Below are 17,648 nucleotides of genomic sequence, written 5' to 3'. Positions count from 1 at the left end.
ATACGCATGACGCGCGAGTCGGAGTCGGGACTGCCCATCGAGGCGGTGTACGGGCCGGGGGACCTGGAGGGCTGGGACCCCGCCGAGAAGCTGGGCGAGCCGGGCGCGTACCCCTTCACCCGGGGCGTGTACCCGACGATGTACACGGGCCGGCCGTGGACGATGCGGCAGTACGCGGGCTTCGGCGCGGCGGTGGAGTCGAACGCCCGGTACAAGCAGCTGATCGCCAACGGGACGACGGGCCTGTCGGTGGCCTTCGACCTGCCGACACAGATGGGCCACGACTCCGACGCGCCGATCTCCTCGGGCGAGGTCGGCAAGGTGGGCGTGGCGATCGACTCGGTCGACGACATGCGGATCCTGTTCGACGGCATCCCGCTCGACAAGGTGTCGACCTCGATGACCATCAACGCCCCGGCCGCCCTGCTCCTCCTCATGTACCAGCTCGTGGGCGAGGAACAGGGCGTGTCCGCAGCACAGTTGACGGGGACGATCCAGAACGACGTACTGAAGGAGTACATCGCGCGCGGCACGTACATCTTCCCGCCGAAGCCGTCGCTGCGGCTGACCGCGGACATCTTCAAGTACTGCCGGACCGAGATCCCGAAGTGGAACACGATCTCGATCTCGGGCTATCACATGGCGGAGGCGGGGGCCTCGCCCCCGCAGGAGATCGCGTTCACCCTGACCGACGGTATCGAGTACGTCCGTACGGCGGTCGCGGCCGGCATGGACGTGGACGACTTCGCCCCGCGGCTGTCCTTCTTCTTCGTCGCGCGGACCACGATCCTGGAGGAGGTCGCGAAGTTCCGGGCGGCCCGCCGGATATGGGCGCGGGTCATGAAGGAGGAGTTCGGCGCGAAGAACCCCAAGTCGCTGATGCTCCGCTTCCACACCCAGACCGCCGGCGTGCAGCTCACCGCCCAGCAGCCGGAGGTCAACCTCGTCCGCGTCGCCGTCCAGGGCCTCGCGGCCGTTCTCGGCGGAACGCAGTCCCTGCACACCAACTCCTTCGACGAGGCCATCGCCCTGCCGACGGACAAGTCCGCGCGCCTCGCCCTGCGCACCCAGCAGGTCCTCGCGTACGAGACGGACGTGACCGCGACCGTCGACCCGTTCGCCGGTTCGTACGTCGTCGAGAGGATGACCGACGGCATCGAGGCCGCCGCCCTCGAACTGATGGGCCGGGTCGAGGAGATGGGCGGCGCGGTCGACGCGATCGAGCGCGGCTTCCAGAAGAGCGAGATCGAGCACTCGGCGTACCGGATCGCGCAGGAGACCGAGAACGGCGACCGGGTCGTCGTCGGCGTCAACCGTTACACGGTCGACGCCGAGGAGCCGTACGAACCGCTCCGTGTCGACCCGGCCATCGAGGCCCAGCAGGCCGAGCGCCTCACGAAGCTCCGCGCCGAACGCGACCGGACCGCCGTCGACAGCGCCCTCGCCCGGCTGCGCACGGCCGCCGCGGGCACCGACAACGTGCTCCACCCGATGAAGGACGCGCTCAAGGCCCGCGCCACCGTCGGGGAGGTCTGCAACGCGCTCCGCGAGGTCTGGGGCACCTACAGCCCGACGACCACCTGAGTCCGCACGGACGCCGACGTACGGCGAGGACGGCGCACGGATCGTCGGCACCGCCGTCCAGGAGGACGCCGACGGCATCGGGCCGTCGGTCCTCTCCGGCGCCCGTATGACGCTCTTCACCCCCGGGTCACCCACCCGCGACATCGCCGCCTGGGTGACCCGGAGCATGTCAGCACGGAAAATCGGGCAAAAAAAGAACCCCCTGAACGCGTTTCCGCAGGTCAGGGGGTGCAACGTGTGGAGCCTAGGAGATTCGAACTCCTGACATCTGCCTTGCAAAGGCAGCGCTCTACCAACTGAGCTAAGGCCCCGAAAACGGACAGCCACGGACACTTCCGTGCCCCGGCAACCGCTCCGGTCCAGAGTACCGGGTACCCCCCGGAATCCTGCAAACAATATGGGGTCTCCCGGTCCGCGACCACGCTCCGTAAGATGCTCGGCGAGGTTCGCAGCAGCGAAGCCGCAGCGAAGGGGAGACGCCATGGACGCAGCGCAGCAAGAGGCAACGGCAAGAGCCAGGGAGCTCCAGCGCAGTTGGTACGGGGAACCCCTCGGCGCGCTGTTCCGTCGGCTGATCGACGACCTCGGGCTGAACCAGGCCCGGCTCGCCGCCGTGCTCGGGCTGTCCGCTCCCATGCTCTCCCAGCTGATGAGCGGCCAGCGGGCGAAGATCGGCAACCCCGCGGTCGTCCAGCGCGTCCAGGCACTCCAGGAGCTGGCCGGCCAGGTCGCGGACGGCAGCGTCAGCGCGGGCGAGGCCACCGAGCGCATGGAAGTGATCAAGAAGTCCCAGGGCGGCTCCGTCCTCACCGGAACCGGCCAGACCACGACCACCGGCGGCGCCCCCACCGTCCGGCGCGTGGTCCGCGAGATCCAGTCGCTGCTGAGGTCGGTCGCGGCGGCCGGCGACATCATCGAAGCCGCCGACTCCCTCGCCGCGACCCACCCGGAGCTGGCAGAGTTCCTCAAGGTGTACGGCGCCGGGCGCACCGCGGAAGCGGTGGCGCACTACGAGGGGCATCAGGGCTAGGGGCCTGTCGTCGGGGGCAGGGCGGATCAGGGAGCGGGCGCAGCGCAATGGGTGAGGTCTTCGCCGGTAGGTACGAGCTGATCGATCCGATCGGGCGTGGTGGGGTCGGCGCGGTCTGGCGGGCCTGGGACCACCGGCGCCGTCGTTATGTGGCGGCGAAGGTCCTCCAGCAGAGCGACGCGCACACGCTGCTGCGCTTCGTGCGCGAGCAGGCGCTGCGGATCGAGCACCCGCATGTGCTCGCGCCCGCCAGCTGGGCCGCGGACGACGACAAGGTGCTGTTCACCATGGACCTGGTGAGCGGTGGTTCGCTGGCCCATGTCATCGGCGACTACGGCCCGTTGCCGCACCGCTTCGTCTGCACGCTCCTCGACCAGCTGCTGTCCGGCCTGTCCACGGTGCATGCCGAGGGCGTGGTGCACCGGGACATCAAGCCGGCCAACATCCTGATGGAGGCGACCGGTACGGGCCGGCCGCACCTGCGGCTGTCCGACTTCGGCATCTCCATGCGCAAGGGCGAGCCGCGCCTCACCGAGACCAACTACGTGGTGGGGACGCCGGGTTACTTCGCGCCCGAGCAGATGATGGGCGCGGAGCCCGACTTCCCCGCGGACCTGTTCGCGGTCGGTCTGGTCGCGCTCTACCTGATCCAGGGGCAGAAGCCCGACGCGCAGGCGCTCGTCGAGCACTTCGCCGCGCACGGCACGCCCGCCGCCCCCGAGGGCATCCCGGAGCCGCTGTGGCAGGTCCTCGCGGGGCTCCTCCAGCCGGACCCGCAGGTCAGGTTCCGTACGGCCACGGGCGCCCGCAAGGCGCTGACGGCCGCGGTCGAGATGCTTCCGGAGCCGGGGCCGGAGGACGAGCCGGTCGAGGTCTTCGACCAGATCGGGCCGCTGCCCCCGGGCTTCGGTCCCGACGGGCCGGTCAAGGCCCCCGAGCCCGCCCAGCCGCAGGTCTCGATGTCGGAGACGGGCAGCTTCCACCTGCCGCCTCCCCCGCAGCAGGCGATACCCGCGCCGGCGCCCGAGCCCACGCCCCGGCCCGCCGCGCCGCACTCCCAGGTTCCGCCGCAGCCCGCGCCCCCGTACGCGGCCACGGCGCACGCCCAGGACGTCGCGCAGGACGTCGCACAGGCGCCCACGGCCGCCGTGCGGAGCGACCCCCCGCCCACCCGGGCGTACACCGTCGGACAGCCGCAGGCACCGGCGCACGCCCCCGTCGCGGCGCACGCCCCCGCCCCCGTCGCGGCGGCCGCCCCGCAACGGCGTCCGGGACCGCCCCCGAAGGTGGCGGTCCCGGTGCTGCTGGTGGCGCTGCTCTGCTTCGCGGTGGGCATCTGGGCGCTGACCCGGAGCTGACCGCCGCCGACGGTGTCACCAGGCCTGCGGCGGGCCTCCGTACGGTTCGCCGCCGGACGGGGCCGCCGGGGCGGTGGCCGCGCGGCGCCGCGCCAGCAGCGTCCACGCCCCGAGCCCGAGCACCAGCACCGAGCCGGTGGTGATGCCTGCCACGCCGACCGCCTTCATCGTGCCGCTGCGGGCTGCCTGCGGGCCGCTCTTCCCGGCCCGCGCCATGTCCTTGTCGTCCTGCGTGACCGAGAAGGGCCCGGCGTCCCCCGCGTACGGCGAACTGCCCGCCTCGCCCTCGACCTTGACCTTGAGGGTCAGCGGGATCGCCTTGTCCCCGTACGACTTCGCGACGGCCGGGCTGAGCGTGACCGACAGGTAGTACCAGCCGGCGAACCGCATCGCGCTGACGTCGCCGGAGGAGTCGTAGCGGTTCTCGTACGCCACCGGGGGCAGCGGGTCCAGCGAGACGGACGCGGACTTGCCGGAGTACGAGAGCGGGCTCGCCGAGTCGACGTGGCCGTGCGCCGGGTTGTCCAGGGAGAGCGCGAGCGCGTTGCCGACGTACGTGTCCGAGGTGGTGCTGTTGCTCAGGTCCGCCGTGACGAAGATCTGCTGGTTCCAGTCGACCGGCACCCGGTAGAAGAGGGTCTGCCCCGGCCGGATGCCGCCCTCCTCCTGCCATTCGCCGGTCTCCAGACCGGTCGCGTCGTAGTAGCTGCTGCCGCCGGACCGCTTCTGCGGGGCGGCGGTGGGCGGCGCCGGCGAGGCCGACGGCCAGTTCTCCGGAGCCCCGGTCGGCAGCGAACCGGCCGCCTTCGGCCGCGGCTCCGCGACGTAACGCAGCTCCAGGTCCCAGGCGTCCTGCGAGGAGGTGTTCCTGCTCTCCCGCTCGATCAGGACGTTGTACGTCCCGGCGTCCTGGCAGGTGCTGCTGTCCTTCTCCATCATCCGGGAGGCGTACGCGGCGATCGGCCGCGGGAACTCCGCCGACTCGAACCGCGCGCTCTGCGAGCCGCACTGCAGATCCGCGCTGTCGCGGATGCTGACCGTGATCCCGTCCCCGTACGCGACCCGGCCGCCGCCCCGCGGCACGGCCACCGCCGAGACGTACGCGTTCGTCCGTGCGTCGAGGTCGAGGCGGTAGTAGAGCTTCTCACCGGGTTTGATCGAGCTCCGGTAGACCGACCCGTCCTTCAGGGCCGGGGCCTGGGTGCTGAACTCCGCCCCGGCGATCTGCCCGGCCCCCGGATCGAAGGTGTACGCGGCGCTCTCCCCGGCCGCGTACGCCTGTCCCGGCAGCGCCGCCGCCACCCACATCGCCGCGACCGCGGCCAGCGCCACCCGGCCCCTGTTGCGCCGCCTCATCACGCGCTTCCCCTCGTCGTCCGTCCGCACCGCCCCGCGACGCCCGTGCCGCCGGCCCACGGGGGCCCGGTCATTTTTGCTCAGGCAACGTATTGGTGTGCTCCGGTTGACTCAAGAGCACGGCCGTCACGGTCCCGCAACAGCACGAAGCCCCGGCCGCTCGGCGACCGGGGCCCGCAATCAGGCTTTTCTGTCTCACACACCCGAACCTGCGGGCACGGAGTCAGTCGCCTCCGTCCACAGATCCTGCTCGGCGCGATCCGCCTGGATCTGGCGGTACACGAGGAGCCCGCCGATGGCGGCCAGTGCGACCAGGAGAAGCTTCTTCACCGCGCGACCTCGTCTTTCCTTGACGTAGGGGACTTCTGCCGCCCGACTATACACACCGGCCGATATCAACCGGTGACCTGCCCGGGGCCCAACTGACGCCCGGGGAAAAGCGATCCTTCCGGGCGGTGGGAGCGGCGGAGTCCGGACCCGGCCGTGACCTGCGGCGCATCCACCCGGAGCCGGTTGAACCATACGAGTGGTGTTCATCCGAAGATCGGCGAATCGGTGGCGTCGGTCCGGGAAATCGGCGGTCCGATCCACATCATCGGAAAGGTAAGCAAACCGGACCACCCGAAAGCGAGGGGTCATGAACTCCTTCCAGCCCAGGAACATCTGGACCTCCTTCGTCACCGCCCTCTTCGCCCTGCTCGCCGCACTGGGCTTCATGAGCGCCCCGGCCACGGCAGCGCAGCAGCGCGCCGCGGAGCCGGCCACCACGACCCACGAGCACATGGCCGAGACCACGACGACCGCGGCCGCGACCGCCCCCGGCGTCCGATGGACCCTTCCCCGCGACCGGGCCCTGCCACCCACGATGAAGCAGCGCATCCGCGCCGAGGCCCACGGCTCCTCGCCCGCCACCCGCCATCTGTCCTCCTACGACGGCACGGACACCGCGGAGACCCGGAGCGCCGCCCGCACCTCGCACGGGGCCCCGGCCGGGGACGCCTCCCTGCTGCCGCCCTGACGGCCGCACGACCGACACCTGAGCCCCCGGACCGGTTCGCACCGGACGGGGGCTTCTCCGTGCGCCCAGCAGCCTTCCCGCCCCGCCTCCATGGCGGGGGGTCAGCTCCCCCGGCGAGGGACCGACCCCCGGCGTACCGCACCCGCACCGCGCCGGCCACGCACCCCGCCCCGCACCCCCGACCGCCCGGCGCACGCCCGCGCTCCCGCACCGTCGTCCACCCGGCGCTCCGCTCCGGTTCATCCGCATACGACGAAGGCCCCTCACCGTTCCCGGTGAGGGGCCTTCGTTCTGGTGGGGCTAACAGGATTTGAACCTGTGGCCTCATCCTTATCAGGGATGCGCTCTAACCAACTGAGCTATAGCCCCGCCGCGCTGTTGTGCCGCGCTGACCTCTGAAGATTAGCGCACGTCGGGGCCAGTCCCAAAATCGGTATCCGGCGGTCTACTCGTCCTCGGCCAGCGTCAGCTCGACACCGCCCACGAAACCGGCCGACAGGTTGTAGATGAACGCGCCCAGCGTCGCCAGCGCGGTCGCCAGCACCACGTCGATCACTGCGATGACCGAGGTGAAGACGAGGACCCGCGGCAGCGACAGGAACGACTGCAGATCGAAGCCGGTGCTGTCGCTGGAACCGGTGGCCTCGCTTATCGTGCCGCCGACGGCCTCGAAGACGCCCATCGCGTCCATGACCATCCACAGCACGGCGGACGCCACCACCGTGCAGATGCCGAGCGCGATGGAGAGCAGGAAGCTCACCTTCATCACCGACCACGGGTCGGCCTTGGCCACCCGCAGTCGTGCCTTGCGGGTACGCGGAGTCGTCCGCGCGCCCGTACGCGGCTTGCGCGCCGCCTGAGCGGCGTCCGCGCCCTGCGCGCCGCCGTGCGTACCGTGCTGGCGGCCGCCGCCCTGTGTACCACCGTCAGGCGAGGGATACGCCTGCGGCGGGTGGTACGGCCCGCTCTGCCCCGGTGCGGGCTCGCGCTCGCCGGGCAGCGGCCCGGTCGCGTAGCCCTCGTACTGGGGCTGAGGCCCCCGGGTGTCCGTCACAGTGCCCCCTTGGGAGTCCGTGGCGGGGCCACGGGCACCGTTCGCTCCTGTTCCGGAAGCGGCCGAACCGGCGCCCGTGGCTCCACTCACGCTCTACTCCTCGTGCTCCCCGGCCGAAGGCGACGTGCCTTCGACATTGCCTTCGACCGTGCTCTCGGCACCCTCCGCCGCAGCGGCCCCGGAGTCCTCGGACCCCTCGACCTCTTCGGCCTCGTGGCCGGCTTCGGCGTTACGGGCAATACCGACAACGGCATCGCGCTTGCCCAGATTGATCAGTTGGACGCCCATGGTGTCACGGCCCGTCTCCCTGACTTCATTGACTCGCGTACGAATCACACCGCCGCCGAGCGTGATGGCGAGGATCTCGTCCGACTCCTCCACCACCAGCGCGCCGACCAGCGAGCCACGGTCCTCCACGATCTTGGCAGCCTTGATGCCCAGACCGCCACGGCCCTGGACCCGGTACTCGTCGACGGGGGTCCGCTTCGCGTATCCGCCGTCGGTCGCGGTGAACACGAACGTACCGGGCCGGACCACGTTCATCGAGAGCAGCTCGTCGCCCTCGCGGAAGCTCATGCCCTTCACGCCCGAGGTCGCGCGGCCCATCGGGCGCAGCGCGTCGTCCGTCGCGGTGAACCTGATCGACTGGGCCTTCTTGCTGATGAGCAGCAGATCGTCCTCGGCCGACACCAGCTCCGCGCCGATCAGCTCGTCGGCCACGCCCTCGGCACCGTTGTCCATCTCCCGGAGGTTGATCGCGATCACACCGCCGGAACGGGGCGAGTCGTAGTCCTTCAGCGCGGTCTTCTTCACCAGGCCGCCCTTGGTGGCCAGGATCAGGTACGGCGCGGCCTCGTAGTCACGGACCGCCAGGATCTGGGCGATCCGCTCGTCCGGCTGGAAGGCCAGCAGGTTGGCGACGTGCTGACCGCGGGCGTCCCGTCCGGCGTCGGGGAGCTCGTACGCCTTCGCCCGGTACACCCGGCCCTTGTTGGTGAAGAACAGCAGCCAGTGGTGCGTCGTCGAGACGAAGAAGTGGTCGACGATGTCGTCTTCCTTGAGCTTCGTCCCGCGCACGCCCTTGCCGCCGCGCTTCTGCGAGCGGTAGTCGTCCGTCTTCGTACGCTTCACATAGCCGCCACGCGAGATCGTGACGACGATGTCCTCCTCGGCGATCAGGTCCTCGATGGACATGTCGCCCTCGAAGGGCACCAGCTTGGAACGCCGGTCGTCGCCGAACTTGTCGACGATCGCCGCCAGCTCCTCGCTGACGATCCGGCGCTGCCGCTCCGGCGAAGCCAGGATCGCGTTGTACTCGTTGATCTTCGCCTGGAGCTCGTCGTGCTCGGCGGTGATCTTCTGGTGCTCCAGCGCGGCCAGCCGCCGCAGCTGCATCTCCAGGATCGCGTTCGCCTGGAGCTCGTCGATCTCCAGCAGGCCCATCAGGCCCTCACGCGCCACCTCGACCGTCTGGCTGCGCCGGATGAGGGCGATGACCTCGTCGATCGCGTCCAGGGCCTTCAGCAGGCCGCGCAGGATGTGCGCCCGCTCCTCGGCCTTGCGCAGCCGGAAGCGCGTACGCCGGACGATGACCTCGATCTGGTGCGTCACCCAGTGGCGGATGAACGCGTCGATGGAGAGCGTCCGCGGCACACCGTCGACCAGCGCCAGCATGTTGGCGCCGAAGTTGGTCTGGAGGTCGGTGTGCTTGTACAGGTTGTTCAGGACGACCTTGGCGACCGCGTCCCGCTTCAGCACCACGACCAGACGCTGACCGGTACGCGAGGAGGTCTCGTCGCGCACGTCGGCGATCCCGCCGATCTTGCCGTCCTTGACCAGGTCGGCGATCTTCTGCGCCAGGTTGTCCGGGTTGGTCTGATACGGAAGCTCCGTGACGACCAGGCACTGCCGGTTCTGGATCTCCTCGACCGAGACGACCGCGCGCATCGTGATCGAGCCGCGGCCGGTGCGGTACGCCTCCTCGATGCCCTTGCGGCCCACGACCAGCGCGCCGGTCGGGAAGTCCGGGCCCTTGATCCGCTCGATCAGGGCGTCCTGGAGCTCCTCGTGCGAGGCCTCCGGGTGCTCCAGGTACCACTGGGCGCCGTCCGCGACCTCGCGCAGGTTGTGCGGCGGGATGTTGGTCGCCATGCCGACCGCGATGCCCGCGGAGCCGTTGACCAGCAGGTTCGGGAACCGGGCCGGGAGGACCGTCGGCTCCTGGTTGCGGCCGTCGTAGTTGTCCTGGAAGTCGACGGTCTCCTCGTCGATGTCCCGGACCATCTCCATGGACAGCGGCATCATCTTGCACTCGGTGTACCGCATGGCGGCGGCCGGGTCGTTGCCCGGGGAACCGAAGTTGCCGTTGGAGTCCACCAGCGGCAGCCGCATCGACCACGGCTGCGCCAGGCGGACCAGTGCGTCGTAGATCGAGGAGTCGCCGTGCGGGTGGTACGTACCCATGACGTCACCGACGACGCGGGCGCACTTGTAGAAGCCCTTCTCGGGCCGGTAGCCGCCGTCGTACATCGCGTACAGCACACGGCGGTGGACGGGCTTGAGACCGTCCCGCACGTCCGGCAGCGCACGCGAGACGATGACGGACATCGCGTAGTCGAGGTAGGAGCGCTGCATCTCCGTCTCGAGCCCGACGGGCTCGACGCGCATGCCCACGCCGGCGGCGGGTTCCTCTTCGGGTGTCACAGGGGTGTTCTCGTCGGCCATTGCTGGTCAAAGTCCTTTCGAGCGGCGGCTTGGCTGGTACGGCCGACTCAGATGTCGAGGAAGCGGACGTCCTTGGCGTTGCGCTGGATGAACGAGCGCCGCGCCTCGACGTCCTCGCCCATCAGCACCGAGAAGAGGTCGTCGGCCTGCGCCGCGTCGTCCAGCGTGACCTGGCCGAGGACCCGGTGGTCGACGTCCATCGTGGTGACGCGCAGTTCCTCGGCGTTCATCTCGCCGAGACCCTTGAAGCGCTGGATCGAGTCTTCCTTGATCCGCTTGCCGTTCTGCTTGCCCAGCTCGACCAGGGCGTCGCGCTCCCGGTCCGAGTAGGCGTACTCGAAGTCGTCCCGGCCCCACTTGATCTTGTAGAGCGGCGGGCGGGAGAGGTAGACGTGCCCGGCCTCGACCAGCGGACGCATGAAGCGGAAGAGGAAGGTGAGCAGCAGGGTGTTGATGTGCTGGCCGTCGACGTCGGCGTCCGCCATCAGGATGATCTTGTGATAGCGGAGCTTCTCGATGTCGAAGTCCTCGTGGACCCCGGTGCCGAAGGCCGAGATCAGTGCCTGGACCTCGGTGTTCTGAAGGATCTTGTCGACCCGGGCCTTCTCGACGTTCAGGATCTTGCCGCGGATCGGCAGGATCGCCTGGTACATCGGGTTGCGGCCGGACTTCGCCGAACCACCGGCGGAGTCACCCTCGACGATGAAGATCTCGCATTTCGTCGGGTCGTTGGACTGGCAGTCGCTCAGCTTGCCCGGCAGCGAGGCGCTCTCCAGGAGCCCCTTGCGGCGGGTCAGGTCGCGCGCCTTGCGGGCGGCGACGCGGGCGGTGGCGGCCGCGATGCCCTTGCGGACGATGTCGGCGGCCTCGTTCGGATTGCGGTCGAACCAGTCCGTCAGGTGCTCGTGGACGACCTTCTGCACGAAGGTCTTCGCCTCCGTGTTGCCCAGCTTGGTCTTGGTCTGGCCCTCGAACTGCGGCTCGCCCAGCTTCACCGAGATGATCGCCGTCAGACCCTCACGGATGTCGTCACCGGTGAGGTTGTCGTCCTTCTCGCGCAGCAGCTTCTTGTCGCGCGCGTACTTGTTGACCAGCGTGGTCAGCGCGGCGCGGAAGCCCTCCTCGTGGGTACCGCCCTCGTGCGTGTGGATCGTGTTCGCGAAGGAGTAGACGCCCTCGGTGTACTGCGTGTTCCACTGCATGGCGATCTCGGCCGAGAGGAGGCGCTCCTTGTCCTCGGCCTCGATGTCGATCACCGACTGGTGAATGACGTCGCCCTTGCGGGAGTTGAGGTACTTCACGAAGTCGACGATGCCGCCCTCGTAGTGGTACGTGACGGTCTTGACCTCGGCCTTCTCGTCCGCACCCGCCTCGTCCGCGCCGCTGGTCGCCTTCGCCGACTCGCGCTCGTCGGTGAGCCGGATCGTCAGGCCCTTGTTGAGGAACGCCATCTCCTGGAAGCGGCGCGCGAGCGTCTCGAAGGAGTACTCGGTGGTCTCGAAGACGTCCGGGTCGGCCCAGAAGGTGACCGTCGTGCCGCTCTCCTCGACCTGCTCGTGCTTGGCGAGCGGGGCGGTGGGTACGCCGAGCTTGTAGTCCTGCGTCCAGCGGTAGCCGTCGCGCTTGATCTCGACCGAGACCTTGGTCGACAGGGCGTTCACCACGGAGACACCGACGCCGTGCAGACCGCCGGAGACGGCGTAGCCGCCGCCGCCGAACTTGCCGCCCGCGTGCAGCACGGTCAGCACGACCTCGACGGCCGGCTTCTTCTCCACCGGGTGGATGTCGACGGGGATGCCGCGACCGTTGTCGACCACGCGCACGCCGCCGTCGGCCAGGATCGTCACGTCGATCGTGTCCGCGTGACCGGCCAGGGCCTCGTCGACCGAGTTGTCGACGACTTCCTGCACCAGGTGGTGCAGACCGCGCTCACCGGTCGAGCCGATGTACATGCCGGGTCGCTTGCGGACCGCGTCCAGACCTTCGAGGACGGTGATCGCGCTGGCGTCGTACGCCGCGGAGCCCTCGCCGCTCCCACCAGGTGTAGACGGAATGTTCTCGTTGGGGTTGCCGGAATCGGCCACGAAGCGCCCTCTCTGGCACAGCACAGGCCGTTCTCCGGGCAAACGGGAGCGGCTGCGTCGTTCGGCTTGTAATCGACGACTCCCGCAGGACGCGGGATTGTGCACCAGTCTACCGGTAGCACTGACATCAATGGGGGTTTGCCGGTACCTGAGTACGCATGTGCCGCCCTGAATGAGCGCCTGACGACTCCCCATATTCAGACAGGGCCCTCAGGAGGCTCACACCGCCGTTGAACGCTTCGGCCTGTCAACCTCCCGCTACGGTGAGGGACGCCTCGCCCCCAGCGCGTGGTTTCGACCACGGAACATACGTACGAGGGAACTGTTCCGGTGTGCCCGATGAGCGGCCCACCAGCCACAGAAAATCGATAAAAGGCCAGGTCAGCCGTAGGTGTCGCCCGGACCGGTGCTCCCCGGTGCCCGCAGCGGACCGAACCTGCGCTGCGGACCACCGGGCCCCAGCACCTTGATCAGCCGCACCGTGCCGTGCCCCAGGTCCGCGTTCAGCCGGGCCACCAGCTGCGGCGCCAGCAGCCGCAGCTGCGTCGCCCACGCCGTCGAATCGCACTGCACCGTCAGCACCCGGTGATCCGGATCGTCGTCGTACCGCAGCGGCACACAGTGCTTCGCCAGGTCCTCGCCGACGATCTGCGGCCAGCGGCCCATCACCCCGCCGACCGCGGCCGGCGTCTCCCAGCCCCGCTCGGTGATCAGCCGGGTGATCGCGGAACCCAGCGGCTGCGGATCGCGTCCGTCCGCCCGCGCCCCCGAGCGCAGCCCGCCGCCCCGCCGGGCCTGCTTCCGCTGCTGCGCGGCGGCACCCCGCGCCCGCGCCTGCTCCTTGGCCGCGCGCAGGGCCACCCGGGCCAGGTCCACGCCCGAGGGCTCCGGGGCCTTGCCCCCGCCCTCACCGGCGCCCGCGCCGCCGCTCACAACCGCTCCACCCGGCCCGCGGCGACCCCGTACCGCGTCCCCGCCAGCACACCCGGAACGTCGTCGTCCACCGCGGCCGTCACCAGCACCTGCTCGCCCGGGGCCACCAGCTCCGCCAGCCGCTCCCGGCGCCGGGCGTCCAGCTCCGCGAAGACGTCGTCCAGCACCAGCACCGGCTCATTGCCCTCGCCGCGCAGCAGCTCGTACGAGGCCAGCCGCAGCGCCAGCGCGTACGACCAGGACTCGCCGTGGCTCGCGTACCCCTTGGCCGGCATCCCGCGCAGCCCCAGCAGCAGCTCGTCGCGGTGCGGGCCGACCAGCGTCACGCCCCGCTCGATCTCCTGCTTGCGGACCTCCGCCAGGGCCGCGATCAGCAGCTCGTACAGCTCCTCGCGGGTACGGACGGTCCCCACGTCGGCCCCGGCCGAGCTGCGGTACTCCAGGGACAGCGGACCGCCGCCCGGCGCGACATCCGCGTACGCCTTGTCCGCGAGCGGCTGGAGCGTACCGATCAGATCCAGCCGCTGGGCCAGCAGCTCCGCGCCCACCCGGGCCAGATGCTGGTCCCACACGTCGAGCGTGGACAGGTCCATCGAGCGGCCGCCGTGCCGACGGGCCATCGCCGCCGACTTCAGCAGGGTGTTGCGCTGCTTCAGCACCCGCTCGTAGTCCGAGCGCACCGCCGCCATCCGCGGCGCACGCGCCGTGATCAGCTCGTCGAGGAAGCGCCGGCGCTCCCCCGGATCGCCCTTGACCAGCGCCAGATCCTCCGGCGCGAACAGCACCGTACGCACGATGCCCAGCACATCACGCGGCCTGACCTGCGAGGACCTGTTGATACGGGCCCGGTTCGCCCGGCCGGGATTGAGCTCGAGCTCGACCAGCTGCGACCGCTCGCCCTGCGTCACCGCGGCACGGACGACGGCCCGCTCCGCGCCCATCCGCACCAGCGGGGCATCGGAGGAGACCCGGTGGCTGCCGAGCGTGGCGAGGTAGCCGATCGCCTCCACCAGATTCGTCTTGCCCTGACCGTTGGCCCCCACGAAAGCGGTGACGCCCGGTTCGAGACCCACCTCGACCCGGGCGTACGAGCGGAAATCGGCCAGCGAGAGATGCGTGACATGCATGGTGTACGCCGACCTTCCCGGCTTCCTGCTCCGTGCCTCGTGGGGGCGGCCCGGCCGGCCGGGCCGGTCCGCCCCCGCTGTGGTTACTTCTTGTTCTCGACCGCGTGGCCACCGAACTGGTTGCGCAGCGCGGCAATCATCTTCATCTGCGGGGAGTCGTCCTGACGCGAGGCGAAGCGCGCGAAGAGCGACGCCGTGATCGCGGGCAGCGGCACCGCGTTGTCGATGGCGGCCTCCACCGTCCACCGGCCCTCGCCGGAGTCGGCGGCGTAGCCCCGGAGCTGGTCGAGGTGCTCGTCCTCGTTCAGCGCGTTGACCGCGAGGTCGAGCAGCCAGGAACGGATGACCGTGCCCTCCTGCCAGGAACGGAAGACCTCGCGCACATCGGTGACGGAGTCGACCTTCTCCAGCAGCTCCCAGCCCTCGGCATAGGCCTGCATCATGGCGTACTCGATGCCGTTGTGGACCATCTTGGCGAAGTGGCCCGCGCCGACCTTGCCCGCGTGCACGGAGCCGAACTCGCCCTCGGGCTTCAGGGCGTCGAAGACCGGCTGGACCTTCGCCACGTGCTCGGCGTCGCCGCCGTACATCAGGGCGTAGCCATTCTCCAGGCCCCAGACACCGCCGGAGACGCCGCAGTCCACGAAGCCGATGCCCTTGATGCCCAGCTCGACGGCGTGCTTCTCGTCGTCGGTCCAGCGGGAGTTGCCGCCGTCCACGACGATGTCGCCGGGCGAGAGGAGACCGGCGAGCTCGTCGATGGTGGCCTGGGTCGGGGCACCGGCCGGGACCATCACCCAGACGACCCGGGGGCCCTTCAGCTTGCCCACGAGCTCTTCGAGGCTGTGGACATCGGAGACGTCCGGGTTGCGGTCGTAACCGATGACGGTGTGGCCTGCGCGGCGGATGCGCTCGCGCATGTTGCCGCCCATCTTGCCGAGGCCGACGAGACCGAGCTCCATCAGAGATTCCTTAAGCGTTGTGCCGATTCGTACCCACGGACGAGCCTACGCCCGGCGGGGGAGGCTGCGCCGGGCGTGCTCAAGGGGCGAGCACGCCCGTACGGACCGTCGTCCTGTCCGCGCCCGACCGCGCCGACCGCGGCGGTCGGGACGTCAGCGCCGTTCGTGGCAGGGGACCGGCGGCCGGATCAGCCGGAGAGCCGCACCGGCATGATCAGGTACTTGTACGCGGCGTCCGCCTCGGCGTCCACGGCCGGGCGGCCGCTGAGCAGCGCGGGCTTGGTGGACGTCGTGAACGAGAGCTGGGCGACCGGGGAGTCGATCGCGCTCAGGCCGTCCAGCAGGAACGTCGGGTTGAAGGCGATCGAGATGTCGTCGCCCTCCAGCACCGCGTCGACCCGCTCCACAGCCTGTGCGTCGTCGCTGGAACCGGCCTCCAGGATCAGCACGCCCTGCTCGAAGCTCAGCCGCACCGGGGTGTTCCGCTCGGCGACCAGGGCCACACGCTTGACGGCCTCGACGAACGGGGCGGTCTCGATCACCGCGACCGAGTTGAACTCGGTGGGGAAGAGCGTGCGGTACTTCGGCAGATCCCCTTCGAGCAGGCGCGTGGTCGTACGACGGCCGGCGCCCTCGAAGCCGATCAGGCCCTCCCCGGCACCCGAGCCGGACAGCGCCAGCGTCACCGTGTCACCGCTGGTCAGGGCCTTGGCCGTGTCCAGCAGTGTCTTGGCGGGCACCAGGGCGACCGCGGAGGCCTCCGGGTTCTCCGGCTTCCAGAGGAACTCGCGGACCGCGAAGCGGTAGCGGTCGGTGGAGGCCAGGGTGACGGTCTCGCCCTCGATCTCGATCCGCACACCGGTCAGCACCGGCAGCGTGTCGTCGCGGCCCGCGGCGATGGCGACCTGGGCGGCGGCCGAGGCGAAGACCTCACCGGGGACGGTGCCCGTGGCGGTCGGCATCTCGGGAAGCGCCGGGTACTCCTCCACCGGAAGGGTGTGGAGGGTGAACCGGGAGGAGCCGCAGACCACGGTCGCCCGTACACCGTCTGTGGAAATCTCCACCGGACGGTTGGGGAGGGCGCGGCAGATGTCGGCGAGCAGCCGGCCGGAGACCAGCACCGTGCCGTCCTCCTCGACCTCGGCGTCCACCGAGACCCGGGCCGACACCTCGTAGTCGAAGCTGGAGAAGCTGAGGGCCCCGTCCTCGGCCTTCAGCAGTAGGCCCGCGAGAACGGGCGCGGGCGGACGGGCCGGGAGGCTGCGGGCCACCCAGGCCACCGCCTCCGCGAGTACATCGCGCTCCACCCGGATCTTCACCGGAACCGCCTCCTGCTGTTGCTCGCTCGCCCTGCCGGCCTTCGTCTTCTGATCGGGTCCCCCGCCGCCGGAGCGGTGAGGACGCCGGGGACCAGTCTGACGTACGGCACCGACACTCGGTGCTGCTCGGGGTCAAGTCGCGACAAGAGGCTCGGAGCGCTCCGGCGCCGAGTTGTGCACAGGCCCCACTTCGAAGCGGATTCCGGGCTAACTCTATGTGGCAGTAGTAGTAGGGCCTGTGGAAACCGTGGATAACGTCGTTTGCGCAGGTCACTGCCGGTTTTTTGTCCACCGGTCCTGTGGGTGGCACCGGTGGACAACACGGCGTTTCTGTGGACACAGGAAAGTTCTGCACACCCCATGCACAGGACAGGGTGGTTTCTCCCCAGGGCTGTCCCCAGCTTTACCCAGGTTCCCCACAGCCCAACCCACGCCCCTGGTGTGACGCCTTTCACTCGGCACGGTGAAAGAGGGCCGCGAGTTGCCGAACAGTGGACAGAGATGTGGAGAAGCGGCGCGAAGCTGGGGACAACGCGACGTGAGCTGTGGGTCGCCGGTGGACAACATCATCCACCCCCTGTGGACGAAGATTTTGTCCACAGGCTGTGGATCACGGTTGACCACAAATCCCCAGGGGCTTGACCTGGCCTGATGGAGTATCGGCAGTCGCCCCTGTGGAAGCAATATGGACAACTTCCCGGTCCCCAGGCTGTGGAAGGGGAAAACTCCTCAGATCTGTGGAGAACCGCTGGTCAGCCGCGAGTAATCGAACAAAGCCACAGTCCCCGAGCGGTACGGGACGGCCAGGAACGGTTCCGGAACGGCCTCGAACCGGCTCTGACGCGGCTCCGAGGCGGCTCCGAGGCGGCCCCGAGGCGGCCCCGAGGCGGCCCCGAGGCGGCCCCGGGGCGGCTTCGGAGAGGTTCCGAGGCGGCCCCAGGGCCGTTTCGGAGCCGCCCTCGACCGCTTTCGGGCGGTCCGCGGAACGCCTTCGAGCAGCCTGCGCAAGGCCGGCCGGGCGGCCCCGCGCATCCTCCGGGGGCGGCCTCCGGGGCCGCCCCCGGACAGCGAGAAGGGCGCTCGGAGAGCCCTCGCGGGG

13 protein-coding genes and 2 tRNA genes are annotated in these 17,648 nt (G+C 70.0%); 4 read left to right on the top strand and 11 right to left on the bottom strand.

What is annotated here, in order from left to right:
- Positions 1 to 6 precede the first annotated feature (6 nt).
- Positions 7 to 1,584, top strand: a complete 1,578-nt coding sequence (locus tag ACFCV8_RS01475) for a methylmalonyl-CoA mutase (protein WP_376683194.1) — start codon at positions 7 to 9, stop codon at positions 1,582 to 1,584.
- 238 nt (positions 1,585 to 1,822) lie between these two features.
- Here ACFCV8_RS01475 and ACFCV8_RS01470 read toward each other — a convergent pair.
- A tRNA-Ala gene (locus ACFCV8_RS01470) sits at positions 1,823 to 1,895 on the bottom strand.
- 170 nt (positions 1,896 to 2,065) lie between these two features.
- On the opposite strand from ACFCV8_RS01470, the gene ACFCV8_RS01465 reads away from it, so the two are divergent.
- Positions 2,066 to 2,614 (top strand): helix-turn-helix domain-containing protein, encoded by a 549-nt coding sequence (locus tag ACFCV8_RS01465; protein ID WP_376683193.1) that lies wholly within the window; start codon positions 2,066 to 2,068, stop codon positions 2,612 to 2,614.
- A gap of 47 nt (positions 2,615 to 2,661) precedes the next feature.
- Complete coding sequence (locus ACFCV8_RS01460) at positions 2,662 to 3,972, top strand: serine/threonine-protein kinase (RefSeq protein ID WP_376683192.1); 1,311 nt, start codon at positions 2,662 to 2,664, stop codon at positions 3,970 to 3,972.
- Between the two features lie 15 nt (positions 3,973 to 3,987).
- Here the strand turns inward: ACFCV8_RS01460 and ACFCV8_RS01455 are convergent, their stop codons facing one another.
- Together ACFCV8_RS01455 and ACFCV8_RS01450 are read right to left on the bottom strand one after the other, a co-directional pair.
- Positions 3,988 to 5,328 carry a hypothetical protein gene (locus ACFCV8_RS01455; protein WP_376683191.1) on the bottom strand — a complete coding sequence of 447 codons (1,341 nt, stop codon included), beginning with the start codon at positions 5,326 to 5,328 and terminating at the stop codon, positions 3,988 to 3,990.
- Between the two features lie 195 nt (positions 5,329 to 5,523).
- Positions 5,524 to 5,658: a DLW-39 family protein gene (locus tag ACFCV8_RS01450; RefSeq protein ID WP_003958712.1), complete on the bottom strand. Its 135-nt coding sequence runs from the start codon at positions 5,656 to 5,658 to the stop codon at positions 5,524 to 5,526.
- Positions 5,659 to 5,965: 307 nt separating this feature from the next.
- Here ACFCV8_RS01450 and ACFCV8_RS01445 point away from each other — a divergent pair, with 307 nt between their 5' ends.
- Positions 5,966 to 6,346 (top strand): DUF6344 domain-containing protein, encoded by a 381-nt coding sequence (locus ACFCV8_RS01445; protein ID WP_376683190.1) that lies wholly within the window; start codon positions 5,966 to 5,968, stop codon positions 6,344 to 6,346.
- 292 nt (positions 6,347 to 6,638) lie between these two features.
- On the opposite strand, the gene ACFCV8_RS01440 is transcribed toward ACFCV8_RS01445, so the two are convergent.
- The 8 genes from ACFCV8_RS01440 to dnaN form a co-directional block, all read right to left on the bottom strand.
- Positions 6,639 to 6,715 (bottom strand) — tRNA-Ile (locus ACFCV8_RS01440).
- Positions 6,716 to 6,791: 76 nt separating this feature from the next.
- Positions 6,792 to 7,400: a DUF3566 domain-containing protein gene (locus ACFCV8_RS01435; protein ID WP_376683189.1), complete on the bottom strand. Its 609-nt coding sequence runs from the start codon at positions 7,398 to 7,400 to the stop codon at positions 6,792 to 6,794.
- Between the two features lie 93 nt (positions 7,401 to 7,493).
- Positions 7,494 to 10,124, bottom strand: coding sequence for a DNA gyrase subunit A (gene gyrA, locus ACFCV8_RS01430; RefSeq protein WP_376683188.1), 2,631 nt, complete (start codon positions 10,122 to 10,124; stop codon positions 7,494 to 7,496).
- Between the two features lie 47 nt (positions 10,125 to 10,171).
- Positions 10,172 to 12,232, bottom strand: a complete 2,061-nt coding sequence (gene gyrB / locus ACFCV8_RS01425; RefSeq protein WP_376683187.1) for a DNA topoisomerase (ATP-hydrolyzing) subunit B — start codon at positions 12,230 to 12,232, stop codon at positions 10,172 to 10,174.
- Between the two features lie 357 nt (positions 12,233 to 12,589).
- A complete protein-coding gene (locus ACFCV8_RS01420; protein WP_376683186.1) occupies positions 12,590 to 13,141 on the bottom strand; it encodes a DUF721 domain-containing protein in 552 nt (183 codons plus the stop codon).
- On the bottom strand, positions 13,138 to 14,268 hold the full coding sequence (gene recF, locus ACFCV8_RS01415) for a DNA replication/repair protein RecF (protein WP_376683185.1): 1,131 nt from the start codon (positions 14,266 to 14,268) through the stop codon (positions 13,138 to 13,140). The genes ACFCV8_RS01420 and recF overlap by 4 nt, the downstream gene beginning before the upstream one ends.
- 83 nt (positions 14,269 to 14,351) lie before the next feature.
- Complete coding sequence (gene gnd / locus ACFCV8_RS01410; RefSeq protein ID WP_376683184.1) at positions 14,352 to 15,230, bottom strand: phosphogluconate dehydrogenase (NAD(+)-dependent, decarboxylating); 879 nt, start codon at positions 15,228 to 15,230, stop codon at positions 14,352 to 14,354.
- Between the two features lie 188 nt (positions 15,231 to 15,418).
- The gene (dnaN, locus tag ACFCV8_RS01405) at positions 15,419 to 16,549 is read right to left on the bottom strand and encodes a DNA polymerase III subunit beta (protein WP_376683183.1); all 1,131 of its coding nucleotides are present in this window, start codon (positions 16,547 to 16,549) and stop codon (positions 15,419 to 15,421) included.
- Positions 16,550 to 17,648: the final 1,099 nt, after the last annotated feature.

The organism is Streptomyces sp. NPDC056347 (assembly GCF_042262625.1).
Taxonomy (GTDB): Bacteria; Actinomycetota; Actinomycetes; order Streptomycetales; family Streptomycetaceae; genus Streptomyces.
This window is presented reverse-complemented; position numbering and strand designations above follow the sequence as displayed.